This window comes from Streptomyces sp. NPDC005962, assembly GCF_040629205.1.
Lineage (GTDB): Bacteria > Actinomycetota > Actinomycetes > Streptomycetales > Streptomycetaceae > Streptomyces.
The window spans coordinates 1-26,600 of sequence record NZ_JBEXVE010000018.1; the positions used below are offsets into that span (position 1 = coordinate 1).

Genomic DNA, 26,600 nt, shown 5'->3' on the forward strand with positions numbered 1-26,600 from the left:
CCAACACCAAGCTCGCCTCAGTCACTACAAACGGCGTGGCCACAGCCCCTGAAAACTGCCCAGCAATCAGAACAAGCACCGTTGCAGTACTAGGGCATCCCGTCACCGAACCAGTCCGCCGCGCGATCCGGGCCCTGCCCCGGCGGGTCTGGCACCCGGCCCTGGAACAGGACGGCACCCTGCGCGGTTCAGCCGAGGTCGCCGAGCTGACCGGCATGGGTGACCTGACCGGATATCCCGACGGCACCCGGATCGTCGTCCGCCGCGGGCGACTGCACCCCGAGGTTCAGCTCTCCCTGTTCGGCCTCGACGAGGGCGTGCGCCATCAGGTATTCCTCACCGACACCCCTACGGCGAAGGCTCCATGCAGCATCTGGAGATCCGCCACCGCGCCTACGCCCGGGTCGAAGGCCGCACCCGCTGCGGCTGCTATGACTCAGATCACTCCTCCAGGGGTAGCCAGTGACGTCACTAAGTGCCATGATGGCAGTTAGTGTCACTCGGGCGCGGGGGCAGCATGCCGATCAAGGCGCGTTGCAAGCCGCAGAGGCACCACGCACCGGATCCCGGGTGCCCTACCTGATGAACAGTGCAGCGCGCAGAAGGAGAATTCATGAAGTCGTGGCGTTCCCGCATCACCGCCGGCCTCGTCGTCGGTGCCGCAGCGATCGCAATCCCGCTGACCGCCACCAGTGCTGTCGCCAGCCCCCCGCCCGGCAGCGGCTGGCACGTGGCTGGTGGTATGACGTATGACTCGAAGGGGCAGTGCGAGGCTGAGGAGCTGTCGAACGCCCAGCACAACGGGTATGACGAGGTGTGGTGCGACGGTCCGGGTGGTCGCGCCGAGTACACCGTCTGGGTGCGCTGACCACTTCCCAAGGCGCAGAACAGTCGGCCGCCCTGGCGCGCTGCGCCGGGGCGGCCCGGCTTCCCGATGTCTCACCAACCGCCCCGGTCCATCTACTGCCGCTTGGGCCGCAGGCCCGTGGGTGGGAGGTGCCCCGGCCGGCGAGCAGCGCTGATCCTCGTCACCGAGCGGTACCAGTACCACGAGCCGGTCTCGCCGGTCCTCCAAAAGGACCGGCGAGACCGGCTCGCGTCGTCGAGTCACCGGACAGGGCGTAGCGCCGTCGTCAGGGCTCCTGCTGCCAGGGCAGGTATCCCGACCCGTCGTACCGTCCGCGGCGTGTCGTGGTCGCTCAGGTGGTGACGGGATCTCCCACGGCTCCACCGGTGGCCGTGCGTACCGCTCGTGCGATCCGGGCGGGCGCGTCGGCGAAGTCCCGGGGATCGGTGCCCTCCAGGATGGCGGCGCCGATGTGCTCATTGAGGACCCGCAGCGCGGCCGAGGCCGCAGCGGCGTGCACGCGTATGTCGAGGTCCTCGGCCGGAAGTCCGAGTCGCCCCGCGATGATCTCGGCCATCTCGCGCTCTACTTGGTCGCATGCCATCAGCCAGGCCGTACGGATGGCCGGCTCCGTGTCGGCCAGCCGGATCATCTTGATCGCGAGCTCGGTGTCCATCCGCTCCACGTCACTGGCCTCACGACCGAACTTGTTGCTCTCCGCGGCGAAGTGCACCTCCAGCGAGAGCTGCGGAGGCCAGCTGCGCAGCGTGGCCATCTCCCACTCCACGCCCCGCATCACGATGGGCTCGGCGCAGCTCTCCTTGCTGCGGAAGTGGCGCCAGATGGTGCGCGTCGACAGGCCCACGGCCTCGGCGATCTGGTCTCCGCTGGTCGCGTCGACGCCCTGCGCCCAGAAGAGCCGGGATGCTTCCCGTGAGACATCCAGACGCAGGCGGTGGCGCCGCTGATCACTCATGCCGCCACGTCCCTTGGTCGGTGCCGTACCGGCCATCCCCTTACTCCTTGCTCCCGACTGCAGGTGAAAGGATGGCATTTAGTGACGCCAATGACCAGCCAGTGAATACGACGGAGCTGGTCCTCACGACGGGTCTTGCTCGACGGCTCCGGTGTCCATGGCGGGGGCGGGGTCCACACCACGGGGGCCGCGAAGCTGCGGGCCGGCCTGCCGTCCGACCGGCCCGTCGCCGGGAAGCCCGCGGGTGGGTAGTACGGGACCGACCACGACGTGGGCGTCACCCGGCCCCGGGGCGCTCTCCCTCGTCGGCATGGCCGTACGGACTACCAAGGCCCGCGGGGCGCTCCCTCATCGTCGGCCGTCCTGACGACCGAGAGCGAACCCTAGGGTGTGCCATCTCATGAGGTTGATGGCGTGGTGTCTGGTACCTGTACCTCCCGGCGCACCCGACTCCGGCGCAGTGCAAAGCACTTGAGCTCGTCGGGGGTGCACCCGAGGCACCGGAGGAAGAGCCCTTCGCGCAGGGGCCTCTCACCGTGGGAGGGTGGTGGTGACCATGAGCCCGCCGCGTTCCCGGGGGGCCGCGGTCACATCGCCGTCGTGGGAGCGCGCGATGGCTCGTACGATCGCCAGGCCGAGGCCCGAGCCCCGCTCGGAGTCGATGCGGTCCGCTCCCAGGCGGCGGAAGGGCTGGAACAGCGCCTCGATGTCCTGGCGGGCGACCACGGGGCCGGTGTTCTCGACCGTGAGGGTTGCGGCGCCGTGCGGGGTGGTGCGGGTGGTGAGGCGGACCCAGCCGTTCGGTTCGTTGTAGCGGATGGCGTTCTCGAGCAGGTTGTGGATGATGCGCTCCAGCATCACGGCGTTGCCCGAGGTGGCGGCGGGCCTGGTGTCGAGCCGGAGGCCGATACCTGCTTCGGCTGCCTGTGACTGGTGCAACTCGGCGGTGTGACGGGCGAGTTCGGCGAGGTCGACGGGTGTCCGGTTGGCGACCTCTGTCTCGCCCTTGGCCAGCGCGAGGAGGCCGTTGATCAGTCTTTCGTTGCGTTCGTTGACGGCGAGTAGTGAGGTGCCGAGGCGTTTGGTGTCTTCGGTTGCGGTCTTGCGGCGCAGGGCCACCTCGATGAGGGTCCGGTTGATGGCGAGGGGCGTGCGCAGTTCGTGGGAGGCGTCCGCGATGAAGCGCTGCTGGTCCTGGAAGGACTTCTCCAGGCGCCCCATCATCGAGTCGAAGGTGTCGGCGAGCTCGGTGACCTCGTCGCGGGGGCCGGTGAAGGCCAGCCGCTCACTGAGGTCGCCGCGGGAGGTGATGCGGCGCGCGGTCTGGGAGATGCGGTTGAGGGGACGCAGCACGCGGCCGGCCATCAGGTAGCCGAACAGCGTGGCGACGACGGTGAGCACGCCCAGGGCGAGGGCGCCTTGGCGGAGCAGAGACTGCAGGGTCGCGGCCCGGTAGCGGTCCTGGAGTTCGCGTAGCTCGGGACTGCCGGCCAGTCCGGCGGCGGGTTCCGACGGGAGGTTGTGGGTGGACGCTTCGGGTACCGGGGCGATCCCGCCCTCCTTGGTGATCTGCAGGGCCACGCCGTCGAACCGGTCGGTCAGTCCCGCGTCGAGCAGCAGATAGGTCACGCCGAGCAGGATCACGCCGCAGGCCGTGAACAGGGCGCCGTACAGGAGCGTGAGCCGGACGCGGATGGGGAGACGCGGCAGCCGCGAGGTGAGCCTCATGGGATCTGGTACCCCGAGCCCGGGACGGTCTGGATGACCGGCGGCGGCCCGAGTTTCTTGCGCAGTTTCATCACGGTCACGCGGACGACGTTGGTGAACGGATCGATGTGCTCGTCCCAGGCCCGCTCCAGGAGTTCCTCGGCCGAGACGACCGCGCCGTCCGCCCGCAGTAGTTCCAGCAGGACGGCGAATTCCTTGCGTGCGAGGGATACGTAGTGGCCGTCGCGGTAGACCTCGCGGCGGGCCGTCTCCACGCGCAGGCCGGCCCGTTCGTAGGTGGGCGGGCCCGCGGGCTGGGCGCGGCGGGCCAGGGCGTGGACGCGGGCGACGAGCTCCTCGAAGGCGAAGGGTTTGGTGAGGTAGTCGTCGGCTCCGATGGCGAGGCCCTCGATGCGGGAGGGCACATCGGAGGCGGCGGTGACCATGAGGATGCGGGTGCGGCCGCCGGATTCGACGACGGCCCGGCACACCTCGTCGCCGTGTACGACGGGCAGATCGCGGTCCAGGAGGAGCACGTCGTAGTCGTTCACGGTAAGGCGTTCCAGAGCGGAATCCCCGTCGTGCACGACGTCGACGGCGAACGCCTCCTCACGCAGCCCCTCGGCGACGGCGTCGGCCAGCATCCGCTCGTCCTCGGCGATCAGCACTCTCATGATCCCCAGAGTGCCAGAGGCCGGGATAACCAGGACGTAACCGCCTGCGGTTACGGAGGGGATACCGGGCCCCGCCTCTACTGGTCCCCGATGCCGGGAGAGACCCGGCATAGAAGGGACTGCCGAGCGCATGCGTACCATTTCGCGCACCAACTGGGGGCTGCTGGCAGCCATACCGCTGCTGAGCCTGAGCCTGGCCGCCTGCGGGGGCGGCACCGGCGGGAACGACGACGTCGCGTCGGCCGGCGGCGACAAGAAGGGGGGCGGGCAGCAGCTCACGCCCGCGGAGAAGACCAAGAAGTACAACGCCTGCCTGGCCGAGCGGGGTGTGGCGCCGGGGAGCGGGAAGGCCGGCGAGGACGCGCCCAAGCAGACCGCGTCGCCCGAGGAGGTGCAGGCCGCGCTCGCGGCGTGCAAGCAGTTCGCGCCCACCGCGCAGGACATGCAGAAGGCACCGAAACCTGACGCAAAGCAGCTTGAGCAGGCGCGCAAATACGTCAAGTGCCTGCGGGCCAACGGCTATAACGCCCCGGATCCCGACCCGGAGACAGGCGGCATACCGCTCGACCAGGACGCGAGCAACATGGACAAGCTGCAGGCGGCCGCCGAGAAGTGCAAGGCCGTCAACCCCGCAGCCCAGCGGTGACGGGCGAGACCGACATGACGCGCACACCCGAATCCACCGACGATGAGACGACCCGGACGCACCAGTTTCCCCCTCAAACGGACCTGGCAAAGGATCCGTCAGGGGCCTCGGCGGGCAGGTCACCAGACGGCCCGCAGTACGCCCCACCGCGTCGCCGCCGCGCCCGCACCACCGCCGCACTGATCGCCCTCGCGGTCGTCCTCAGCGGGGCCGGCGTGGCGGCGTACGGCTTCGGCGGCGGCAACGGCGAGAAGTCCGAAAAGGGCAGCGGTCTGCCGCCGGCGACCGCACTGGTGACCCGCTCCGACCTCGCCCAGCAGGACACCGTCACCGGCAGCCTCGGCTACGGCGACAAGCAGCCCCTGACCAGCGGCGCGTCGGGCACCGTGACCTGGCTGCCGAAGCTCGGTGCCACCATCAAGCAGGGCCAGAACGCGCTCAAGGCCGACGGGCGGCCCATCCCCCTCATCTACGGCGACACACCTCTCTACCGCGAACTGCGCGCCGGCACGAAAGGCCCCGACGTCGCCGAGGTGGAACGGGCCCTGGCCGCCCTCGGCTACACCGGCTTCACCGCCGACGAGGAGTACTCCGACCAGACCGCGGCGGCCGTCAAGCGCTGGCAGAAGCACCTCGGAGTGCCACAGACGGGCACGGTCAAGCCCGCGGACCTGGTCGTTGCCGACGGTGAGATACGCGTCACCGGCCAGGAGGTGAAGAAGGGCCAGAAACTCCAGCCCGGCTCACCCGTGCTGACGTACACCGGCACCAGCCAGCTTGTCGCCATCGACCTCGACGCGAAGAAGCAGAAACTCGTCCGCCGTGGCGACAAGGTCACCGTCGTCCTGCCCGACGGTGCACACGCGGCCGGGACCATCACCTCCGTCGGCAAGGTCGCCAGCACTGAAGGCGGGGACGGCGCTCCGGGAGAAGGCGACGGCAAGACCGTCATCAAGGTCACCGTCCAGATCGACAAGAAGGACAGGGGCAAGCTCGGCAGCTACGACGGCGCGCCCGTCGATGTGGAGATCACCTCCGCGGAGAAGAAGAACGTGCTGACCGTGCCCATCTCCGCGCTCCTCGCGCTGTCGGAGGGCGGCTACGGCGTCCAGGTCGTCAAAAGCTCCGTCAGCAGCACGGTCGCGGTGGAGACCGGCATGTTCGCGAACGGCCGGGTCGAGATCACCGGCGCCAGCCTGAAGGCGGGCGACAAGGTCGGGGTGCCGCGATGAACCACAACGTCATACGCCTCGACCACATCACCCGCTCGTACGCCGGCGGCGTCACCGCCCTCGACGGCGTCTCGCTCGACATCCGCCGCGGCGAGCTGGTCGCCATCGTCGGGCCCTCCGGGTCGGGCAAGTCGACCCTGCTCAACATGATCGGCAGCCTGGACCGGCCCAGCAGCGGCACCGTCACCGTCGACGGCCACGACATCGCCGGCCTGGGCGACCGGGAGCTGTCCGCGCTGCGCGCGCTCAGCATCGGCTTCATCTTCCAGCACTTCCACCTCACCGCGGGCGTATGGGCCCTCGACAACGTCGCCGAGGGCCTGCTGTACGCGGGCATCCCGCTCGCGGAACGCCGCCGCGCGGCCCGCACCGCCCTGGAGCGGGTCGGCCTGGGCCACCGGGTGTACCACCGGCCGCACGAGCTGTCCGGCGGGGAGAAGCAGCGCGTCGCGATCGCCCGCGCCCTGGTCGGCGGGCCGGGCCTGCTCCTCGCGGACGAGCCGACCGGCGCCCTGGACTCCCACTCCGGCACCACCGTGATGAACCTGCTGCGCGCCCTGAACGCCGACGGCACCACCGTCGTGATCATCACCCATGACCGGGAGATCGCGGCCTCGCTGCCCCGCCAGGTCCACGTTCGCGACGGGCGCATCGTGCACGACTCCGCCCAGAACGCCCAGGGCGACGTTCAGGCGGTGTCCGCGTGCTGAAGGTCTCCCGCATGAGCACCCGCGACGTCGTACGCGTCGGCGCCTCCGGGCTGCGCGCCCGCCCGCTGCGGGTCTTCCTCTCCGCGCTCGGCATCGCCATCGGCATCGCGGCGATGATCGGCGTGGTGGGCATCTCCACCTCCAGCCACGCCGAACTGCAGCGCACTCTCGACCGCCTGGGCACCAACCTCCTCACCGCGTCCCCCGGCCGAACCTTCACCGGCGGCGAGGCCAAACTCCCCGAGCGTTCCATCGACATGGCGGGCCGGATCGCCCCGGTCGAGTCCGCAACCGGCACCGGCAAGGTGACGGCGTACGTCTATCGCAACGACCACATCCCGGCCGCCGAGACCGGCAGCATCAACGTCAAGGCCGCCCGCCTCGACCTCCTGGACACCGTCGGCGGCTCTCTCGCCCGCGGCAACTGGCTCAACGCCGCCACCGCCAAGTACCCGGCCGTCGTACTCGGCAGCGGCGCCGCCGACCGCCTGGGTATCGGGGAAGTCGGCCCGGACATCCGGGTCTGGCTCGGCGGTCAGTGGTTCAGCGTGGTCGGCATCCTCGACGAGGCGCTCCTGGCACCCGAGCTGAACGACAGCGCGCTCGTCGGCTGGGACGCCGCCAAGCGGTACCTGGGCTTCGACGGACACCCCACGACAATCTACGTCCGCACCGCAGACAGCGCGGTCACGTCCGTACGTGACGTCCTCGCCGCCACCGTCAACCCCGAGGCTCCCACCGAAGTGACCATCAGCCGCCCCTCGGACGCCCTCGCCGCCAAGGGCGCCACCGACAAAGCCTTTACGGGCCTGATGCTCGGCCTCGGCGGCGTTGCGCTCCTTGTCGGCGGGGTCGGCGTGGCCAACACCATGGTCATCTCCGTCCTGGAACGGCGCGCCGAGATCGGCCTGCGCCGCGCCCTCGGCGCACGGCGAGGCGACATCCGCACCCAATTCCTCGCGGAATCCCAGTTGTTGGCAGGACTCGGCGGGATCGCCGGAGTCGTCATCGGGGTGGGCGTCACCACGGCGTACGCCGTCGGGCAGGGCTGGCCGGCAGTCGTCCCGGTCTGGGCGATGGCGGGCGGCCTGCTCGCCACCCTTGCCATCGGGGCCCTGGCCGGCCTGTACCCCGCCGTACGGGCGTCCCGGCTGCCCCCGACGGAGGCGCTGTCCGGGGCCTGATCCCAGGCGGGCACGTCCAAGGTCTGGATGCCCGATCGCGTCGTGCCCGTCCCATTCGGAGCTGCTCGATGATCCTGCTCGATACGAACGGAGGCCCGCGTGCCGCAGCATGAGCTGCGGCACGCGGTGGGGTCATGATTGTGCACGCGAACGCGCCCCTCACCCCGGAAGGGCGTCTCCGGTTGTGGCTACGCGTCGACGCTGGACGCCCCATCGCGCACATCGCGGCGGAAGCCGGGATCTCGCGTCGCTGCCTGGCGAAGTGGTATGCCCGATGGCGGACACACGGCGAGGACGGCCTGCTCGACCACTCCTCCCGACCGTCTGCCAGCCCTACGCGCACCAGCGAGGGCATCGCCGACCTGGTGGAAGCGCTGCGGCGGCAGATCAAGTACGGGCCTGCCCGGCTCGCCGCAGAACTTGAGCGGCTGCACGTCGTCACCGTGGCGCCGGCCACCGCATCCTCGTGTGTCGCGGCCTAAACGGACTGCGCGACCTCGACCTGCGGGGCGCACCCTTCTCGTCGAGGGCGTCGAGGGCGTCGAGGGCGTCGCGGGAGGCGTGGGGAGCGCGGCAGTCGAGATCGCTGTAGCACAAGGTGCCACCGTGATAGGGACAGTGAACGCAACCACTCCCCACCTCTCTCGGCGCCGTTCCCACCACCTACGGCCCCGGCCTCGCACAGTGCCTCACCGCTCTCGCTCCGCACTGCGTCGACCCGACACTCGACACTGCGGCTCCGGCTCGCTGGTCGACCTCGTCGCGATCACGGGCGACCCGACGCGCGTCGCGACGGTCGCCGACCAAGCAAGCGGGTGGTGCCTGGGCACCCTCCACTGCCCCTGGTCGACCCCTCGGCGACGTCGGCACGGGGTGTGTCGGCGGGGGCCGGGAGGGCGCGGCAGCCGGTGGCGATGGCGCTCTCCTCGGCGAGTCGCTCCGTGCTGGTGGTCGTCTTGAGCGGCTTCTCCTCGATGAACAGGACGGCGATCAGCGCCAGCAGGGCGAACGGGGTGGCCCAGAGGAAGAGTTCGGCGGTGGCGATGCCGTAGGCGTTCTCCACGAGCGCACGCAAGGGGGCGGGCAGGGTCATCACGTCGGGGACACCGTGCCCGGCTCCACCTCCCGGCGTGTCACCTCCCGCCGCTCGGCCGGCGGACAGTTCGGTGGCGACGCGGTGGGCGAGGACCGCCCCGAGGACGCTGGTGCCCACGGTCCCGCCCATGCTGCGCGAGAAGGACAGGACGGAGGTGGCGCTGCCCAGAGTGTCGGCGGGCACGTCGTTCTGCGCGGCGAGGACCAGGTTCTGCATCAGCATGCCGACGCCGGTCCCCAGGACGGCCATGTAGACGCTCAGCAGAACGAAGGGCGTGTGGGATCCGATGGTGGACAGCAGGGCGAGGCCGGCGGTCATGAGGACGGTGCCGGCCACGAGGTACCGCTTCCACCTGCCGGTCGCGCTGATCCGGTGTCCGGCGAACGTGGAGGCGGTGAGCGATCCCAGGATCAGCGGCAGGCTCATCAGACCGGCGGTCGTGGGCGACTTGCCCATGGCCACCTGGAAGAACTGCGAGAGGAAGACGGTGCCGCCGAAGAGGCCGACACCGGCCAGCAGGGAGGCCAGGCTGGTCAGCGCCACGGTGCGGTTACGGAAGATGCTCAGCGGGATGATCGGCTCGGCGGCCCGGGACTCGACCCGGACGGCCGCCGCCAGCAGCAGCGTGCCGCCACCGACCAGGGCGGCCGTCTGCCAGGAGAACCAGTCGAACGTGCTGCCCGCCATCGAGACCCAGATGAGCAGCGCGCTGACACCGGCGACGATCAGGAAGGCACCGAGCCAGTCGATCTTCACATCGCGGCGGACGTGCGGAAGGTGCAGTGTGCGCTGCAGCAGCGCGATGGCAAGGAGAGCGAAGGGCACGCCGATGAAGAAGCACCACCGCCAGCCGAGCCAGGAGGTGTCCACCAGGAGGCCGCCGATCAGCGGGCCGGCCACGGTGGCGCCGGAGTAGACGGCGCCGAAGACGCCGGAGTACCTGCCCAGCTTCCGTGGAGGGATGACGGCCGCCATCACGACCTGCGTCAGTGCCGTGAGTCCGCCTGCCCCCAGGCCCTGCACCACCCGGCTGAAGATCAGCATGCCGACACCTTGGGAGAACCCGGCCACGAGCGAGCCGACCACGAACAGGCCCAGCGATATCTGGAGGAGCAGCTTCTTGCTGTAGAGGTCGGACAGCTTGCCCCACAAGGGAACGGTGGCCGTCATGGCCAGCAGCTCCGCGATGATCACCCAGGTGTACGAGGATTGGCTCGCCCCCAGCTCGGCGGTGATCCGGGGCAGTGCGTTGGCCACCACGGTTCCGGCGAGGATGGCGACGAACAAACCGGCCACCAGTCCGGAAACCGCCTGAAGTACCTGCCGGGGCGGCATCGTCGTCGCTTCCGGCTTCGTCGCGGGTGAACCGTCGGTAGTCACTGAGTCTTCCAATCAAGGGCAGCAGATGGCGTACTCATGGGGCACCGAGCGCTACCTGACGGCGATGCGCCGAGGGATCGGGGTGGCATCCGATCCGGCGCCGGTGGAGCGACCTGCCACCCCGGCCTGTGCCACACCCGGCGAACAGGGCGAACAGGGCGAACAGGGGGTCCGGCAGAGTCGTTGCTCGCTCATCCCAGGTCCGACGCGATTGCTCACCTGCATGGAATCGGCCGTGGCTGCTCCGCGGTGCGGACGCGTGGGCCGGACGGGCCGTGGGGGCCCGTCCGGCACGGACGAGGAGTGGAAGCCGTCGTCAGGTGCGCTTGGCGGGCAGCAGTCCTACGGCCTTCAGCCGCTTGTCGGAAGCCCGGGCGGCCCAGGCGACGGCCAGGAAGCCGACGGCGAGGAGCGGGTAGCCCATGGCGATCTTGGCGAAGCCCAGCGAGCCGACCTTGTCGGCCTGGTAGAGGTACTGCTGGACGGCGAACCGGGCGCCGAAGATGGTAGCCAGCACCAGGGTGGCGATGTCGTAGTAGAGCCGCGAGCGCTTGTCCGCCCGCCAGACGGTGCCCTTGCCGGTCGCCGAGTTCCAGATCAGGCCGGCCAGGGGCCAGCGCAGCACCACGGAGAGGACGAAGGCGACGGCGCCGGCCAGGCTCGCCCAGATGCCGATGAGGAAGAAGTCCTTGGCGGATCCCGTGTACCAGGAGATGCCGGCGGCGATCGCCACGCCGAACACGCCGCCGAGCGCGGGCTGGAGCGACTCCTTGTGCGTCAGCCGCTCCACCGCGATGCCCAAGGCGACGAGGAGGGCGGCGAGGATGCCCACCTTGAGTCCGCCGACGTTGTTGGCGATGACGAACACCACGGCCGGCAGCGCCGAGAAGATGACTCCCTTGGTGCCGCCCGCCTGCTCGAGCGCCGACTTCTTCTTCCGTTGGCCTGCCGTCTGCACGTCGGTCGCCGGCTCCTGGGGCCTGGTGGTCTGCATGGTGATCAGCTCTTCCGGGTTCGTCTGGGGGGCGGGTCCGTGTGTCACTGAATGTCATTCTGGCGGTAAGTGACGCAGGAAGCCACCTCGCGCGCCGTGAGCTGAGTCACATCTCGGTGAGGTCCCTGGTCAGCGAGTCGCCCGTCGTGCAGGTGCGGGTCGTCGGACGCCCGATGTCCGACGGCCCGCGCGAGTGTGCCGCGGACGACGGTGAGGGGCAGGCGCCCGGCGGCGCGCTCAGCCGGATCACCCGCGGCCTTGACACGCAGGGTCCCGCCGTCGAGGTCGGGGGCGAGAAAGCCGGGGGCCTCCTGGACCGAGCAGCGGAGGGGAGATGACCAGCCAGCGGTGTGGTCGGATACCCCTCGCGGACGGTGTCGAGGAAGCCGTGGACGGCTGGGGTGAAGGCGCGCAGACGCAGGGGGCTGGTATTGACGGCGTTGATGCTGATCAGACCCTCGGGGGTGTCCCTCATCGCGCGGGCGAGTTCGACGCGCTGAGTCTGGCCGAGGAAGTACGCTGCCTGGCGTACCTGTGGGGGCCGACTACCACCATGCGCACGGCTTCGGCCACGGTGTGATGAGGGATAGGGACTGGGAGCGGCCGGCCCACCTCGTGCAGACGTGGCTCGCCTCGCGTGCGACAGCATCCGGGTAGCCGTCTGGCGGTCGTTGCGCAGGAGCAGCGACAGCGCCTGGGAGTCCAGAGCCAGGGGCCTGGCCGCGGGCGCCTTCATGCGGCGCTGTCAGCCGATGGGTACAACGTTGGTGCGTCACCGAAAACGCGCGAGGGCACATGTGCCGGTGGTACGTGATGCACTGATGAGCCCGCGGCGCCTCTCGCGGCTACGGTTCGGACCGGAGGCTGATGCTCAGCTTCCGAATCCCAGGCCAACGGCTCAGCACGTTGAACAGATGTGGGACGCGTACCAGGCTGGTCGGCTTGGCACGGTGGTTGCCGCGCTTCCTGCGCTTCCCCGCTATGGCCCGTGGCCATCTGACTCATCTCATACGCGGGTACCAGGCGTTGCATATGTGCACAACGCTATGTGTAGGGGATCTACGCCGTGCCGATCGATGCCCTCCGCGCGGGCCGGGTGGGGTGGGTCCGGTGCTGCGCGGAGAAGCGGTTGCAGGCGGCGGAGGACGTCGAGCTGGGCGGGGTTGTAGAGGTCCTCGATAGCCTTGCCGATCGTCTGCGCGGCGAAGTGCGCGCCGCCCGGGGCGTCGGCGTGGGCGTTCCGCAGCCCGGGGTGCTCCGCGTGGAGCGCGCGGACGTAAGGGGCAGTGCGCTCGGCCAGATCCTGGCGGGTCTGTTCGTCGGCGTCGGCGGGCAGGGCGGCGAACTCCGATGCCAAGGGATAGGTGGGACGGCTTCGCAGCAGCTCGGAGTAGGCCCGCAAACCCTGTGGGCCGAGGATTCGGGTCATGACGACGATGAATGAGCGGTCGACGTCGGACAGTTGCGCTTCTGCGGCGGCCGGGGCGAACTCGGAAGGCAGGTCGGTCGTCGCGGCTTGGCGCAGGATGAGGCCGAGTTCGATGCGAGCCTGTCGGAGTCGTTCGATGGTGGCGGCGAGTTCGGTGTCGAGAGCGAGCAGGGCTTCCTCGGGTTGGTCGTCGGAGTCGCCCATTGCGGCGATCTGGGACAGGGAGAACCCGAGGTCGGTCAGGCGTTTGATGCGCAGCACCCGGATGAGGTGAGCGACGCCGTACTGCTTGTAGCCGTTGGCGCGTCGCTCTGGCTCCTCGAGCAGACCGACCTCGTGGTAATGGCGTACCGCCCGCAGGGTCGTGCCTGCGATCTCGGCGATCTCGCGGGTGCTCCAGGCCATTGATCGTTCCCGTGTTTCGAAAGCGGCTCCGTCGACGCGGCCACGCCGACGGGGAGGGTGTCGCGCTTGAGCCGCCGTGAAGGGAGTGTCAGCGGGCGTGATCAGCGCGCGGAAGCCGAGCGGGTGGACACACTCATGCGCGAGGTGGCTCGGCGCAGGCTTCGGCCAGTACGGCGCCCATCTCCGGGACGAGTCCGGCGACGGGGGTGTGAGTCAGCTCCGTCATCCGGAGCCGCCCGCCGACGGTGACGACACCCAGAACGTGTTCGCCTCGCAACTGGGTGATCTGCGCCGGGCCCCACAGCGCGGTGAGCGCGTTCCCGCTCCGCCGACTCGGGTGCGCGACCCCGAGGTTGGTGATCTGGATGTCGGCCGCGGTGGCGGCGGACATCATCGCCTCGGCGTCGTCGCCGCTCGATGGGGCGTGTTCCGCGAGAGCCGCGGAACCGGCCTTGAGCGCGTTCGGTGTGCGCTGACGGGAGAGCGAGGCGCGGGAGTGACGAGCAAGCGTCCAGAAGTCGTGCGCGTCGTGCGCGTCGCTCCCCGTCCGGGCGCCCGCGAACCGGACCACCACTTCGTCGGGCAGATCGACCGCACGGCGCAGGTCCACCGGGCTCAGGACCCGCACGAACTCGCGCCCTCGTCGGTGGAGTACCACCGTGGCGGCGGCGCAGAGCGCGGCATGCACGGAAGTGCGCTCAAGACGACACCGGCGGACAAGCCGCGTGGTCAGTCCCTGATCCAGGGCGAGAGCGTCGACGTGCGGGGTGCGCCCGGAGAAAGGCGTGAGCTCGCCGACGGCGTTCATGCGCGCGTCCTCCTCCGCGGGCGCGCTGGTCGTCGCGTCGCCGGTGTCCGCCGCCCCGCTGACGTGGGCGAGGAGTTCCTCCTGCGCTTGTGGGACGGTGCCCGGCGGCAGCTCCTCACCGTCCAGGGCCGCCACCAGGTCCAGCAGGGCCCGCAGGCCGCCGACGCCATCGGCGATCTGGTGGGCGAACGTGAGCACGACGGCGCACCCCGACTCCCGTGGGATGAGCGTGGCCCGTGCCAGGGGCCCTGGCGTCGGGGGTATCGGCCGCGTCTGTTCGACGGCGACGACGGATTGCCACGGAGTGCCGTGGGCGGCTACCTCAATGGGGATCGCGCCTTCGGAAACCCGGAACACGGCCTCGGGCGCGCCGTGATCAACCGCGACCCCGAGCAACGGATGTCGATCCTGCAGCGCCGCCAGCGCCGACGCCAGCGTGGTCGCCGATACGTGCCGATCCACCTCGGCGACCAGGGAGAACTGGAGCGGGTTGCGGTGCATGTAGAAGTCGATGGTTCGCTCGCACGCGCCCAGCGTTCGAACGACGTGACCTCGGCTCATGGTCATCCTCGTGTTGTCCCTTCTCGTCCTGGAGGTCGTCCGGCCCGGAGTCGTGGCGTGGGGGCAGGCTGTCTTTCTCAGGGGGTGTGGCCGGGGCAGACCGATCCGGCGGGCTGCTGTCCGCCCAGGTGGCGGGCGAGGAAGCGGTCAGCGGTGCGGAACATGTCGATGGTGTTGTCCGGGTTCACGAAGCCATGGCCCTCGTTGTCCTTGACCAGGTACTCGACCTCGACGCCACGGGCGCGCAGCGCCTCGACCATTTGGTCGGACTCGGCCTTGACGACGCGGGGGTCGTTGCCGCCCTGGACCACCATCAGCGGTGTGCGGATCTCGTCCACCCGGCTGATCGGCGAGCGGGCCCACAGGTTCGCCTCCTGTTCCGGGTCGCTTGGATCGCCGGCGTGGAGGTACCAGTTGTTGATCAGGTGCGGCTTCACGAACTCCGGTACGGTGCGCAGGAAGGCGACGAGGTTGGAGATGCCGCAGAGGTCGACGGCGGCGGCGAAGACGTCGGGGGTGAAGGTGACGCCGACCAGGCTGGCGTAGCCGCCGTAGGAGCCGCCGAAGATCGCGACGCGGTCCCGGTCCGCGTACCCCTTCCGGACGGCCCAGTCGACGGCGTCGATGAGGTCGTCGTGCATCTTCCCGGCCAGCTCCCCGATGCCGGCCTTGACGAACGCCTTGCCGTAGCCGGTCGAGCCGCGGAAGTTGACCTGCAGCACGGCGTAGCCGCGGTTTGCCAGCAACTGCACCACGGGGTAGAACCCCCAGCCATCGCGGTACCACGGTCCGCCGTGCACCAGCAGCACCAGCGGCAGCCCGGCCGGCTCGGCCCTCGTGGGCAGGGTCAGGTACGAGGGGAGGGCCAGTCCGTCGCGTGCGAGGACCGTGACCGGTGTCATGGGGGCGAGGACCTCGGGGTCCAGATGCGGATACGGCCTGAACAGCAGTCGGCTCTCGCCCGTGGAGTGGTCGTAGTAATAGGTGACACCTGGGTCGCGGTCATGGGTGAAGGCGACCACCCACCGCTGCCCGCTCACGTCGGACGACAGGGTGGACAGGTCGCCGTCGGACAGCTTCTCCAGGTTCTCCAGCACCGCGCCGAAGCGCGGGTCCAGCGGGTGGATCACCTGCCGCTCGCCGAGGTAGCGCACCCCGAGCAGCTCTCCGGTCCGCCGGTCGCGGATGAGCGGCGACGGCAGCGACGGGGAAACGGTGGAACGTGTGTCGAGGTCGAAAAACGGGTGGCTGTCGACCGGGGTCTCCTCGCCCGTGACCAGGTCGAGCCTCGCCAGCCGGGTCAGGTCGCTGTCCCGGTTGGAGCCGATCCACGCACCGGTACCGTCCGGGGTGAGCTGGAACGGCTGGACGCCCAGCGGGTAGTCGGCGCCGTCGAACGTGGTGACCGGGCACAGTGTCCCCGTCCCGGCCTCCCACCGCGCCAGCTCGATGTCACCGTCAACCGTCCAGGTATGGGCGTACAGCTCCCCGTCAGGCGTGCACAGCCACCCGGCGACCTGGCCGGGGTTCTCGGCCAGCATCGTGAGGTCACCGGTGGCGATGTCGAGCTCGAAGAGGTCGAACTCCGTGAGCTTCCTGCGGTTCAGACTCAGGATCGCCTTGCCCGGCCGCCTGACCTGCGGTTCGAAGCCTATGATCTTGGCACCGGGGAAGGGGGTGAGATCGACCGCCTCGGCATCCGGGTTCTCCAAGTCGACCCGGTAGAGGTGCCAGTTCTCATCTCCGTCGCCGTCCTGTTCGTAGAGCAGCCACCGCGGATCGTCGGTCCAGTGGTAGGTGTGCACGCTGCGGTTGTCGTCGGCGGTGACACAGCGCGCCTCCTCATCCGAATCGACGCTCTCCACCCAGACGTTCAGTCGTTCCCGCCACGGCGCCAGGTAGGCGATCCTGGTGCCGTCGGGCGAGATCGAGGCCCCGGTACGGACGGGCGCGCTGAAGAAGTCCTCGACAGCGAGGTGCGCCACCTCGCGCGGAATGGCGGACATACGGATACTCCTTCTGGTTTCAGCTCAGCTCAGTTCGGCGCCGTGCATTTCAGCGCAGTTCCGTTCAGGCGATGGGGTCGCCGACGACTCCACCGGTGGCTGTGCGGATCGCGTGGGCGATGCGCCGGGCGACGGCCGTCATGTCGGTGAACTGCGTGAGGTCGGCGCCGGCGAGGGCGGCGGCGCCGATGTGCTCGTCCAGGACCCGCACGACCGCGGCGGCCGCCGCGGCGTACATGCGCCCCTCCAGATCACCGGCCGGGCGCTCAAGACGGTCACCGATGATCATGCACATCTCGCGTTCCACCTGGTCGTAGGCCATCAGCCACACGGTGCGGAGCGCCGGCTCGGTGTCGGCGAGCCGAATCATCTTCATCGCGAGCATCTCGTCGACGGGCGGCGCCTCGTGACTGATCCTGGTCAGTTCCGTCGCCAGGTGGTCGTCGAGGGAACTGTGCCGGGGCCAGCTGCGCATCAACGTCACCAGGGTGACGACACCCTGCATGATGACCGGTTCCGCGCAGCTCTCCTTGCTGCGGAAGTGCCGCCAGATGGTGCGCGTGGACAGGCCCACCGCCCCCGCGATCTGATCGCCGCTCGTAGCGGCCACCCCCTGCTCCCAGAACAGGCGCGCCGCCTCCCGGGAGATCTCCAGCCGCAGCCGCGCACGCCGCTGCTCGCTCATCCCCCTCCACCGCCCCTTTTCGTCGTCATGGCGCTCCGCCCCCTCCCTCTGTCATTAAGCGATACCTTGTCACTAAGTGACGAGGCACCGCAAGTGTGAACCTGAAGACCTTCGGTTCCGGTGAGGCCGGCTGCGCTACAAGGCCGCCGGCGACACCCTCGGTCTGGATCTGCTGAACAACCCCGCGCTGGTGGAGGCCAACTCCGCGGTGGCCTGGGAAGCCGTATCTCAACCGGACGTGATCGCTTGATTTCTGCTGGTCAGGAATGGTTGCGCACTGGTTGAGGGAGGCATGCCGACGTCTTGTGTCCGCTTCATGGTCGAGGGGTGCGCGGTGACGTCGGTGCTGGGAATTCTGGAGGAGCGGGAGGCAGCTGCCCGCGTGCGGGTGGAGGGTCTGCGGGAAGAAGTCGCGCGGTTGGCTGAGGTGTTGGAGGCTGCGGAGATCGAGTTGGACCGGCGTGTGATCGCGCGGGAGGAGCTGGTCGAGGCCCTGGCAGTCTCTGCGGCCGGGACTACTGCCGTGACCGGGACCGAGGCGGAGGAGGAAGCGGCGGCGGCGCTCGCGCCGGTGCCGGGCTCGACGGTGCCGCCTTGGCGGGACGGGCTGCCGGTGACGGTTCTGGCGCCGGGCTATCAGCGGATTGTGGGCGTGCTGGAACGGCAGCGAGCTGCGGGTCACGGGCCGCTTCGGGTCAAGGAGATCGCGGTGGAGCTGGGCCTGGGGGCGACGCCGGCGAAGGTCGAGGGGCTGCGGTCGAAGGCCCGGCGTCTGGCGGAGCGCGGGTGGCTCATCCTGGAGGCGTCGGGGGCATTCAGTGTCGGCCGACGGCCCGTGGCCGTGCCAGACACCGGCTCATCCGCGTGACCATTGACCACCGGATCATCGCCTCGCTGGTGGCGGGTAGCCCGTTGTTGATCTGCACCACCGGGCCGCCGCCGACGATGTCCTTCGGCACGGGGCTGGTGCAGGCGGGCCGCGTCTTCGCCGCGTCGACCTCGTGGGTGGTCCAGCCCTGGAACATCAGCAGGCCGAAAATGACGGGCAGGCTCAGCGAGAGCAGCAGCCAGTGCGCGCGCGGGTCACGGGACCGCTTATGTCGGGCCTCCTCGGATCGGGTGGCTCATCGGCTGGATCGTCCCCCAGGGGGCAGGGTCGCATACCGCACCGACGGCCTGCGCCCGTCACCCGGAGAGGACCTGTTGCCGACCACCACCTGATGCGATGTCGGGTTCTGGGTCACCACTCCATGAGAGCACGGTGCCCGGCCGGAACGGGTCCGGCCGGGCACCGTGACGTTGGGCCCTGATGGTCCGCGGGATCAGTCCCGCTGGACATCCTTGGGTAGCTGACGCCACTTCACCTGGGTCTCGGTGTCGAAGGTCCAGTCCAGCATCTTCGCCGCGTCCGGGTAACGGTCCTTCTCGTCGTTCAGAAGGACACCCACCACCGTACGGTCACCGCGCTTGGCCGCGAAGACCAGACAGGGGCCGGCAGAGGTGGTGGTTCCCGTTTTCACGCCGATCGCGCCCTTGTAAGACCCCAGGAGCCGGTTGGTGTTGTCCCAAGAGTAGTACCGGGTACGGCCGTTGGCCGCTGGTGCTTCCTGCTTGGTCGACTCCGATCCCACGACGGTGTCGAACGTCTTGTTCTCCATCGCGCGCTCGGCGATGCGCGCCAGGTCGCTCGGGGTCGTGTAGTTGTCACTGCCCGCTGCGAGGCCGTCGAAGGCGTCGAACTTGGTGTTCTTGAGCCCCAGGTTCTGCGCCTTCGTGTTCATCTTGGAGACGAACGACTTGGTGCGCTCGTCCGTGGTGGCACCGGTGCCGAAGGTGTCGGCCAGGGCCATCGCCGCGTCGGCGCCGGACGGGAGCAGCATGCCGTACAGCAGCTGGTTGACGGTGAGCTTGTCACCGGTCTGCAGGTCGGCCGTGCTGGCTCCCGCCTTGGCCACGTAATCGCGGTACTCCTGCTTGACCGTGACCTGCTGGTTCAGGTTCAGGCCCTTGGTTTCGAGCACCACGAGAGCGGTCATGATCTTGGTGGTGCTCGCCATCGGGCGCCTGGTGTCGGCGGCCTTGGCCATCAGTTCCTTGTCGGAACCGGTGTCGAGCAGGTACGCGCCCTTGGCGCTGACCTCCGGCGGCGGCTCGGGGGATGCCTGAGCCACGGCCACCGGTACCGCGATCGCAACGGCCACCGTGGATGCGACGGCTGCCGTTCTCCAAGGGCGGGTCATTATTCCACGACGTAGTTTTTGCATTCGCCCTCCGCTTCATTTTCAGGGTTGACAAGGGTCGGGGCGTCGTCTCACCAATCAAACGACAACGAATTCCGCATAGTTGGCTACGGCATGCACACAGGAAGTCACTGAAGAGGCGTCCGGTCCTCGTGTTCGGTTTCGCGATCTTTTGGTGGACCCGGCTGGGAACAGGTACGGCCACCATGTGATCATCGGGAGTTGCGCGAACTCCTGAAGATCGTGCGGAGGCCGTGAGCCAAAGCGTGGCCCTGTCCGCTAGCGAGCGATGCTCGACCAGGCCATAGCCCGGATCGCGGGCCGGTCAGGGTGCTTGCCGGGAGACGCCTCGGGCTCGCCGGTCGTGCGTGGGTTCTCTCCAGTGGTTGTGCGGGTGCTTGCGTTATCCGTAACGGGTGGCAGTGGGGGTCGGTTCAATGTGGGTTTCATCGCTCCCGCCGGGACCTGAGGAATGGCCAAGACCTGTGGACCAGTTGAGGTGGTTCAGGCTGCGTGAGCTTTGGGGCGCTCGACGAGCCGGCCGAGCGAGTCCCGAGACCGTTGGTCGGTGATCCGGCCTTGTCCGCTTCGCTCACCGGCTTCAGTGCCGCAGGTCGTCTGGAGCTGGTAGCGTGGCACGTACTGTCCGACCTGGTGGGGTAGTTGACCTTGCTCTAAGGTCATCATGCATGAGCTCTGCTGACGATCAGAATTTCGGTGTCCAGGTCGACGTCCGGGTGCGGCAGGCCGATCTTGGCCAAGACGGCTGGGCAAGCACGATCGGCATGGCCCGCTGGCTGGAAGACGCCCGGATTCGGCTGCCATTGCGCCGCTTCGAACGCCTCACCGGTACGGGCGGGTTCGGCCCGTACCAGATACTGCTCGTCGGCCAACGGGTCAAGCGGCTCGCTCAGGCTGGACCGACCGGTACCCGCGTGCAGGTGCACACCGGCGTTCGCCGGGTCGGGCGCTCCTCATTCACCTTCGAACAGGCGATCGTGGTCGGCGGCAAGCATGTGGGGAGTGGCGACGCCACTGTCGTGCTGGCCGACAACACGGGGCCGCTCCAGCTTCCCGACGAGTTGATCGCCGATCTCGCCGAGATGCAGCTACCGGAGACAGGATCGTCGGCAGCTGCCCGTCCACGCCCAGAGCGCCTGCAACGTGCCCACTACCTGTATTGGGCCCCGCTGCGTTCCCGGATCGGTGACGTCGACTCCAACCAGCACGTCAACTTCATCGCACTGGCCACTTGGTACGACGAGGCCGTCGCCACGTTCACCTTGCACTCGATGGGGACGAGTGGTGCGGGCTCGGTGCCAGATCTACCCCCTTGGTCGTACCAGATCCAGTATCTCGGTGAGGTGACCTACCCGGGCGACTACGAGATCGGGCTCACGGTCCGCTCCGTCGACACCGAGTCCGTGCACTACGAACTCGGTGTCTTCCGCGACAGCACCTGCCTGGGCGTGGCCGACGCCGTCGGCCCACTCGGCAAACTGACCGCCGAAGCCCTGGAAACGGCCCGGGCAGCGGACTAAGGGTTTGCCGGGAATCAACACGCTGATTTGATCTTGGGATTGTCCGGGTCGAGGAATCTGGTGATGTCGGCTGGCGTGCGGAACCGGGCTGACGAGGCGGGGATGTGGACCCCGTGGGCTTCCAGGAGCGGGCGGACGTCTTTGACAGCACGGCTGATGGTTATGGCGGTGGTATTGAAGAGTTGTCCGAGAAGCTCCTGAAGGCTGTGCTTTCGCAGGTAGAGGACGGTAACCAGGATCTGGTCGGCGGGCGTGAGGCTGGGATTGGGGCCTGTGCCGCGGACGACGCGGCGTGGTCCGCCCCGGGCTGCGTGGCGGGCTTGCTCGCGGGACTCTTCCAGCCCCGGGATCAAGGTGTTGATCAGGTCGCTGAGCTGCTGGCGTGTCATCCCGGTCAGCTCAGGGTGCTGCAGCTCATCGGGCATGAGGGAGCGAGAGCCGCCGACTGGCGGCCGGTTGTGCCGGGGACGGTCCGGACGCGGTCGCTGGTCTGCGGGGGGGAGGGTGTAGTTCCAGTCCCCGTGGAAGCGATGCCGGATGATCGGCAAAGTGGCGATGGCCTCGTCGCTGATCTGGATCCGCTCAAGATCCGGGCACAGCCGCAAGTGATACGCGCAGGCTAGGACGCCCCGTCGAGAGACGAATCCGCTGGGCGGGAGGCAACGCTGACCTGGACGGTCACAGGCCGTTGGGCAGCTGCGTTCGGCACGTGGACGCGGGCCTTCTCAACCTGGCGTCCGCGCTGGTCAGCGACCTGCCCGTACGCGGTTGCCCGAATCCGGCGCGGACTTCCGCGCCGCTTCTCCGGAGAGCCGCCCCGGGCTCCTCCGGCCCCACGCGCATCAGATGGAAAAGGCTCACCAATACGCCACCAGCAGGTCGGGCGGGAACGCGTGTCAGTCAGTGATCGTTACTCTTCCGCGGGCCAACACGACACATGGGAGAAGAACGTGCACGATTCGGATGCCTCGGAAGCGATCGACACTGGAGGGCCCGAGGCAGTTCTCGGACGCGTCGGGGAGCTCGCGACAGCGGCTGAGCAAGCGACGTTGGTCCATGTCGCGCTGCAAACGGGCTTGCTGACTCGTTGTGCTGAACCGACCACAGCACTGGACCTGGCCGACGCCCTCGGCACCTCCGAGGAGCGCGTGGAAGACGTCTGCACCGCGCTCGTCGCACTAGGCGCGCTGGAACCCGTACCGAAGGGGGCTTACCGTCTCACAGCGGACTGGATGGGACTGACGCGCGGCGGGGTCGACGTCTCGCTGATGAACGCCCTTGCCGGAGCAGCCGCCCGTCGCCAAACGCTGGCTCAGATACTCGGCTCGCCGCCCTCCTACTGGGAGCTGGACGCCGGTAGCCGAAGCGCCATGGCCGATTCCGTCACCCTGGCGACGACCACCGAATTCGGTCGCGCCCTGACCCGAGCCGCCGTGACCGAGATTCCAGAGTTGGAACAGGCCGTCAAGGCTGGAGGTAGCTGGCTCGAACTAGGTTGCGGTGTCGCTGGCATGCTGCTCGGCACCCTTGTGGCGTACCCGGACATGACTGCTGTCGGGGTCGATGTTGCCCCGGACCTTCTCGACACCGCACGCGCCCGCGCGGAGCGGCTCGGTGTGGCAGACCGCGTGCAGTTCGTCGAAGCCGACGCCACGACCTATCAGCACGACAAGCCCGTCGATATCGTCTTCTGGAGTCAGTTCTTCTTCCCCGCCGCGAGCCGCCGAGCCGCTCTTGACAACGCGTTCGCACGCTTGCGACCCGGCGGGCTGCTCGTGTGCCCCGTTCTACCTGGCCAGGACCAGGACCCCACTAGTAGGTCGATCGCGGCGCAGCAATCCTCGCTCCTCGCCCTCCTGATCCGTGACTGGGCGCCAATTCAATCCTTCGAGGAACTGGCCGACGAGATTACCGGGGCTGGATTCGCCGACATCCGGCAGAACCATGGCAACGTACTTCTCACCATGACCGCACGTCGCCATTGATTCTGTTCTCTAATTTTTCGAGCGCTGTAGGGCGATATTGAGGCTTTTCCAACCTGGCGTGGTTGTCCAGGACTTGGACGGGCCGACGAAACGAAGAGGCTCCTGGTAGACGGTGTCCCGAGATCCACCGTGCTGCCAGGAGCCTCGTGCGCTTGTCCGCCCGTCGTCGATCGACCTGGCCGCACTCGCTCCCTGTGCCGCTCGAAAAGTCATCGCCGCAGGTGAGCGGGATGCGGTCAGTCCGCTGGGATCATGTCCTCCGTGATCGTGTCCTTGCTGTATAAGGTGACCCGTAAGCTGCTGACGGTTCCATCGGTGCTCTTCCGTCGTGGGACGGCGAAGGACGCGGAACTTCTGGTGCTGCGGCACGAGAACGTGGTCCTGCGCCGCCAGTTGGCCGGACCGGTCCGCTATGAGCGTGCTGACCGGTTCTGGTTCGCAGCCCTGTCCGGGCTGATACCCCGGCGCCACTGGCTCAAGATCTTCCCTGTCACCCCTGGCACCCTGCTTGCCTGGCACCGCAGGTTCATCGCCGTGAAATGGGATTACACCGCGCGCCGGGGCACCGGTCGCCCACCCACCCCGGCAGCGATCAAGAAGCTCGTCGTGCGGCTGGCGAGGGAGAATCCGACGTGGGGGCACCGGCGGGTCCAAGGGGAGCTGGCCCGACTCGGGTATCGGATCGCCGCCTCGACGGTGTGGGAGATCCTCAACGCGGCCGGCGTCGACCCCGCGCCACGTCGCTCAGGCCCCACCTGGCGCGAGTTCCTGACCGCGCAAGCCGAGGGCATCATCGCGGCAGACTTCTTTCACATTGACACCGCACTCGGCAGGCGGTTGTACGCGCTGGTGTTCCTTGAGCACGACACCCGGCGGCTGCACATCACTGGGGTCACCGCCCACCCGACCCGGGACTGGGCGGTGCAGCAGGCGCGGAATCTCACCGCCGACCTGGGCATGCGCATCGAGACCCTGCGCTTCTTGTTACGCGACCGCGATGGCAAGTACGGGGAGGCATTCGACGCTGTCTTCCAAGCTGAGGAGATGGAGATCCTCAAAGTGCGCCACACGCTCCCCGTATGAACGCGCACTGCGAACGCATCATCGGCAGCATCCGGCGCGAAGCCCTTGACCACGTCCTCATCATGAACGAGGCCCACGCCCGCCACGTCCTCGCGGCCTACGAGCGGCACTACAACGAACACCGACCCCACCAAACCCGCAACCAGCTACCACCCGACGCCCACGAACAACCCGCCGCGGCGCATGCCCTCAGCACCAGCAAAGTCCTGCGCACCCGGATCCTCGGCGGCGTCATCAACGAGTACAGATATGCGGCATGACATGCAGCGATGACTTTTCGAGCGGCACAGGGCGACGAGCCTGCGGTGCCAGGTCAGCAGCGTGCTCGGTGTGACCGGGAAGACCTTGGACCAGCGACGCCGGGGTATCAGCGAGGACAATGCTGTGAACCACAGCCGGTCCGCCCACTCGTACCGAACCCGCCTCGCGAGTTGCCTGCGCAGCACCGCGTTCTCATGCCCAAGCACCAGCAGTTCAGCGTCCTTGCCTGCCTGCTTGCGTAACAGCACCGTCGGAAGGGAGAGCAGCTTCCGCGTCACCTGATACACCAGTGAGATGATCACCCAACCATGATCCCAGCGTACCTGCGAAGTCCACTAGATGCCCTATGAGCTGCAGCGACGCATTTCTGAACGGCGCACGTTCCTGCTACCTGCGGAAACGGCCTTCGACCTGCGAAAACGCTGGTCGGGACGACAGGATTTGAACCTGCGACCCCTTGACCCACAGCCGTAGCCGTCAAGCGCCATGCCGGAGCGCATCATGTGATCCTAGCTGATGGTCGTTGCGCCCATACAACTCGGCAAGGTCGATCAAGTGGACGTCGTCGCGGCGAACGGCCGCCTCGCGGAGCGGCGCGGTGAAGCCGTGCTGGGAGAACAAGGCCAGAGCGGCATCGGCACTGGCGTGGCCCTGAGAATCCAGAACGGTGCGGATGTGCTCCAGGCGTTCCAGGTCTTCCACGCCGCGGCGTCGGACGGTCGCCTTGGCCTCGCCGAGCAGGGCGATGCGCGCCTTGGGAGTGCGCGGCTTGTCGCCGGGAGTGAGAGCGACGACGTCGAGTTCGTGCTTGGCACGTCCCTCGGTGTCGTGGATGTCGGTGGTGCCGACCGCTCCGGCGGTGATGCCGGCTTCGTCGGCGGCATAGAGCCGCACCCAGTCGCGGGCGAGTTCTTCGAAGTGGGGGCCGAGGATCTGCGAGGCGAAGGTGGGGGCAGCCGCCTGCCACACCTGCTGGCCTTCGCGGCGCTCGAGCAGGTCGGTGTAGGGGACGGTGATCAGCTGGTTGAAGCGGATGATCGGATCGGCCACGGTGATGGTGGGCTTGCGCTGGCGCAGCAGGTCGTCCTCGCGACGCAGGTAACCGGAGGAGAGGAGGACGTCGAGGATGTGGGCGAGGGCGGTGCGTTCGCGTCCGATGAGTCCGCCGATCTTGCTGGGGGTGGTGGCTCCGGCCGCGACGGCGGAGAGGACCTCGTAGTAGACGACGCGGTTGGTGATCCGCGGGTCCTCACGGAGCAGGTACTCCGTCTCGTTACGGGTGAACAGGCCGAGGTCGATGTCGAAGAGGTTGTCCACGACCCAGTCGCCGAAACCGTCGATACCGGCCGGTGGTTCGTCTTGGACCAACTGCCGGTAGCCCGGGGCCCCGCCGAGGACCGCGTGCAGTTGGAAGGCCAGCTGCGGGTCGTCGATGCCCCACAGCGCGGCGGCCTGCCGGTGGCTGAAGGGGCCCAGCCGCATGTCCAGTACGGCACGACCGCGCAGCGGTTTAGTGCCCGAGAGCAGCTCGTGCATCACCGACATCGCCGACCCGCACAGAATGAGGCGTCCGCCGGGAGCCCGGTCGGCCTGCGAGCTGTCGTACAGGTGCTGGAGCAGCGAAGGCAGCTGTGGGCTGTGGGTGAGCAGGTACGGGAATTCGTCGATCACGAGCAGCGGAGCGCCGCCGGCTTCCGCGCGCCGGGCCACCACCTGAAGCGCCGTGGTGAGGATCTGCTCCCAGTCATCGAGTCGGACGGCACTCTCGGGCAGGCCGGCGTGCCGAGCAATGGCGGCGCAGAAGCGGTGCTGCGCCGCGCGCGTCCCCTCTTCCTGGACCGCCGTGATGTACAGGCCACCCGCAACATCGCACAGGGCACGCAGCAGGAAGGACTTGCCGTGACGGCGGCGCCCGGAGACCAGGCCGATGCGCAGCGGCTGCCCTCCCCGCTCAAGGAAACGCACCAGCGCCGTCCACTGCGCGTCACGGTCGAGCACATGCCCTGGCTTCTCCATGCTCGTCTCCAGATAGGTCTACCGAATCCTACGGCATCAGTATAGCTCGACCTATACGAAATCCGATAAGACACGGCTATACCTGCCAGCCTCGAAAGGTCACCGCTGCTGATCAAGCGGCATAGCGGTACTCC

General features: G+C 68.5%; 23 protein-coding genes and 4 pseudogenes. 13 read left to right on the forward strand and 14 right to left on the reverse strand.

The window, feature by feature from the left end; genetic code table 11:
• Positions 1-188: 188 nt before the first annotated feature.
• Entirely contained in the window at positions 189-326 is a 138-nt protein-coding gene (locus tag ABZ370_RS26725) for a hypothetical protein (protein WP_358625573.1), read from the reverse strand.
• A 287-nt stretch (positions 327-613) separates the two neighbouring features.
• Here ABZ370_RS26725 and ABZ370_RS26730 point away from each other — a divergent pair, with 287 nt between their 5' ends.
• Positions 614-868, forward strand: a complete 255-nt coding sequence (locus tag ABZ370_RS26730; RefSeq protein ID WP_044570451.1) for a hypothetical protein — start codon at positions 614-616, stop codon at positions 866-868.
• A 331-nt stretch (positions 869-1,199) separates the two neighbouring features.
• Here ABZ370_RS26730 and ABZ370_RS26735 read toward each other — a convergent pair whose 3' ends face one another.
• The 3 genes from ABZ370_RS26735 to ABZ370_RS26745 all read right to left on the reverse strand — a co-directional run bounded on the left by ABZ370_RS26735 (position 1,200) and on the right by ABZ370_RS26745 (position 4,204).
• Positions 1,200-1,823, reverse strand: coding sequence for a helix-turn-helix domain-containing protein (locus ABZ370_RS26735; protein ID WP_358625575.1), 624 nt, complete (start codon positions 1,821-1,823; stop codon positions 1,200-1,202).
• Between the two features lie 531 nt (positions 1,824-2,354).
• Entirely contained in the window at positions 2,355-3,551 is a 1,197-nt protein-coding gene (locus tag ABZ370_RS26740) for an ATP-binding protein (RefSeq protein WP_358625577.1), read from the reverse strand.
• Positions 3,548-4,204: a response regulator transcription factor gene (locus tag ABZ370_RS26745; RefSeq protein WP_358625579.1), complete on the reverse strand. Its 657-nt coding sequence runs from the start codon at positions 4,202-4,204 to the stop codon at positions 3,548-3,550. Before ABZ370_RS26745 ends, ABZ370_RS26740 begins: the two co-directional genes overlap by 4 nt.
• Positions 4,205-4,334: 130 nt before the next feature.
• Between ABZ370_RS26745 and ABZ370_RS26750 the strand changes: the two genes are divergently transcribed.
• From ABZ370_RS26750 to ABZ370_RS26775, 6 genes and pseudogenes are all read left to right on the forward strand, one after another.
• Entirely contained in the window at positions 4,335-4,850 is a 516-nt protein-coding gene (locus ABZ370_RS26750; protein WP_358625581.1) for a hypothetical protein, read from the forward strand.
• 14 nt (positions 4,851-4,864) lie between these two features.
• Positions 4,865-6,082: a peptidoglycan-binding protein gene (locus tag ABZ370_RS26755; RefSeq protein ID WP_358625583.1), complete on the forward strand. Its 1,218-nt coding sequence runs from the start codon at positions 4,865-4,867 to the stop codon at positions 6,080-6,082.
• Positions 6,079-6,792 (forward strand): ABC transporter ATP-binding protein, encoded by a 714-nt coding sequence (locus tag ABZ370_RS26760; RefSeq protein ID WP_358625585.1) that lies wholly within the window; start codon positions 6,079-6,081, stop codon positions 6,790-6,792. The genes ABZ370_RS26755 and ABZ370_RS26760 overlap by 4 nt, the downstream gene beginning before the upstream one ends.
• A gap of 11 nt (positions 6,793-6,803) precedes the next feature.
• Positions 6,804-7,976, forward strand: coding sequence for an ABC transporter permease (locus tag ABZ370_RS26765; RefSeq protein WP_358625587.1), 1,173 nt, complete (start codon positions 6,804-6,806; stop codon positions 7,974-7,976).
• Between the two features lie 134 nt (positions 7,977-8,110).
• Positions 8,111-8,458: a leucine zipper domain-containing protein gene (locus ABZ370_RS26770; RefSeq protein WP_358625589.1), complete on the forward strand. Its 348-nt coding sequence runs from the start codon at positions 8,111-8,113 to the stop codon at positions 8,456-8,458.
• Positions 8,459-8,516: 58 nt separating this feature from the next.
• Positions 8,517-8,789 (forward strand): annotated as a pseudogene (locus ABZ370_RS26775) (NADP-dependent oxidoreductase); the annotation flags it as partial.
• Here the strand turns inward: ABZ370_RS26775 and ABZ370_RS26780 are convergent.
• The 7 genes and pseudogenes from ABZ370_RS26780 to ABZ370_RS26810 all read right to left on the reverse strand — a co-directional run bounded on the left by ABZ370_RS26780 (position 8,743) and on the right by ABZ370_RS26810 (position 17,340).
• Positions 8,743-10,407, reverse strand: a complete 1,665-nt coding sequence (locus ABZ370_RS26780) for an MFS transporter (RefSeq protein WP_358625864.1) — start codon at positions 10,405-10,407, stop codon at positions 8,743-8,745. The pseudogene ABZ370_RS26775 and the gene ABZ370_RS26780 sit on opposite strands and share 47 nt — an antisense overlap.
• A 361-nt stretch (positions 10,408-10,768) precedes the next feature.
• Entirely contained in the window at positions 10,769-11,446 is a 678-nt protein-coding gene (locus tag ABZ370_RS26785; RefSeq protein ID WP_358625865.1) for a DUF3159 domain-containing protein, read from the reverse strand.
• A 44-nt stretch (positions 11,447-11,490) separates the two neighbouring features.
• A pseudogene (locus ABZ370_RS26790) lies at positions 11,491-11,930 on the reverse strand (hypothetical protein); the annotation flags it as partial.
• 522 nt (positions 11,931-12,452) lie between these two features.
• Positions 12,453-13,280, reverse strand: coding sequence for a MerR family transcriptional regulator (locus ABZ370_RS26795; RefSeq protein WP_358625591.1), 828 nt, complete (start codon positions 13,278-13,280; stop codon positions 12,453-12,455).
• Between the two features lie 133 nt (positions 13,281-13,413).
• On the reverse strand, positions 13,414-14,649 hold the full coding sequence (locus ABZ370_RS26800; protein WP_358625593.1) for a peptide synthetase: 1,236 nt from the start codon (positions 14,647-14,649) through the stop codon (positions 13,414-13,416).
• A 77-nt stretch (positions 14,650-14,726) separates the two neighbouring features.
• Entirely contained in the window at positions 14,727-16,655 is a 1,929-nt protein-coding gene (locus ABZ370_RS26805; RefSeq protein WP_358625595.1) for a S9 family peptidase, read from the reverse strand.
• Positions 16,656-16,719: 64 nt separating this feature from the next.
• The gene (locus ABZ370_RS26810; RefSeq protein WP_358625597.1) at positions 16,720-17,340 is read right to left on the reverse strand and encodes a helix-turn-helix domain-containing protein; all 621 of its coding nucleotides are present in this window, start codon (positions 17,338-17,340) and stop codon (positions 16,720-16,722) included.
• Between the two features lie 136 nt (positions 17,341-17,476).
• Between ABZ370_RS26810 and ABZ370_RS26815 the strand changes: the two are divergent.
• From ABZ370_RS26815 to ABZ370_RS26825, 3 genes and pseudogenes are all read left to right on the forward strand, one after another.
• Positions 17,477-17,560: pseudogene (locus tag ABZ370_RS26815) on the forward strand (chitinase); the annotation flags it as partial.
• Between the two features lie 72 nt (positions 17,561-17,632).
• Positions 17,633-18,208, forward strand: coding sequence for a hypothetical protein (locus ABZ370_RS26820; RefSeq protein ID WP_358625599.1), 576 nt, complete (start codon positions 17,633-17,635; stop codon positions 18,206-18,208).
• Positions 18,205-18,561 (forward strand): hypothetical protein, encoded by a 357-nt coding sequence (locus ABZ370_RS26825; protein ID WP_358625601.1) that lies wholly within the window; start codon positions 18,205-18,207, stop codon positions 18,559-18,561. The genes ABZ370_RS26820 and ABZ370_RS26825 overlap by 4 nt, the downstream gene beginning before the upstream one ends.
• Positions 18,562-18,662: 101 nt before the next feature.
• Here ABZ370_RS26825 and ABZ370_RS26830 read toward each other — a convergent pair whose 3' ends face one another.
• Entirely contained in the window at positions 18,663-19,604 is a 942-nt protein-coding gene (locus tag ABZ370_RS26830) for a serine hydrolase (protein WP_358625603.1), read from the reverse strand.
• A gap of 665 nt (positions 19,605-20,269) precedes the next feature.
• On the opposite strand from ABZ370_RS26830, the gene ABZ370_RS26835 reads away from it, so the two are divergent.
• On the forward strand, positions 20,270-21,121 hold the full coding sequence (locus ABZ370_RS26835) for a hypothetical protein (RefSeq protein WP_358625605.1): 852 nt from the start codon (positions 20,270-20,272) through the stop codon (positions 21,119-21,121).
• 14 nt (positions 21,122-21,135) lie between these two features.
• Here the strand turns inward: ABZ370_RS26835 and ABZ370_RS26840 are convergent, their stop codons facing one another.
• Positions 21,136-21,546 carry a transposase family protein gene (locus ABZ370_RS26840; protein ID WP_358625607.1) on the reverse strand — a complete coding sequence of 137 codons (411 nt, stop codon included), beginning with the start codon at positions 21,544-21,546 and terminating at the stop codon, positions 21,136-21,138.
• 525 nt (positions 21,547-22,071) lie between these two features.
• Between ABZ370_RS26840 and ABZ370_RS26845 the strand changes: the two genes are divergently transcribed.
• Both ABZ370_RS26845 and ABZ370_RS26850 read left to right on the forward strand, forming a co-directional pair.
• Positions 22,072-23,106 carry a class I SAM-dependent methyltransferase gene (locus ABZ370_RS26845; RefSeq protein WP_358625608.1) on the forward strand — a complete coding sequence of 345 codons (1,035 nt, stop codon included), beginning with the start codon at positions 22,072-22,074 and terminating at the stop codon, positions 23,104-23,106.
• 261 nt (positions 23,107-23,367) lie between these two features.
• A pseudogene (locus tag ABZ370_RS26850) lies at positions 23,368-24,449 on the forward strand (integrase core domain-containing protein).
• Between the two features lie 478 nt (positions 24,450-24,927).
• On the opposite strand, the gene ABZ370_RS26855 reads toward ABZ370_RS26850, so the two are convergent.
• The gene (locus ABZ370_RS26855) at positions 24,928-26,466 is read right to left on the reverse strand and encodes an ATP-binding protein (RefSeq protein WP_358625610.1); all 1,539 of its coding nucleotides are present in this window, start codon (positions 26,464-26,466) and stop codon (positions 24,928-24,930) included.
• Between the last annotated feature and the right edge of the window lie 134 nt (positions 26,467-26,600).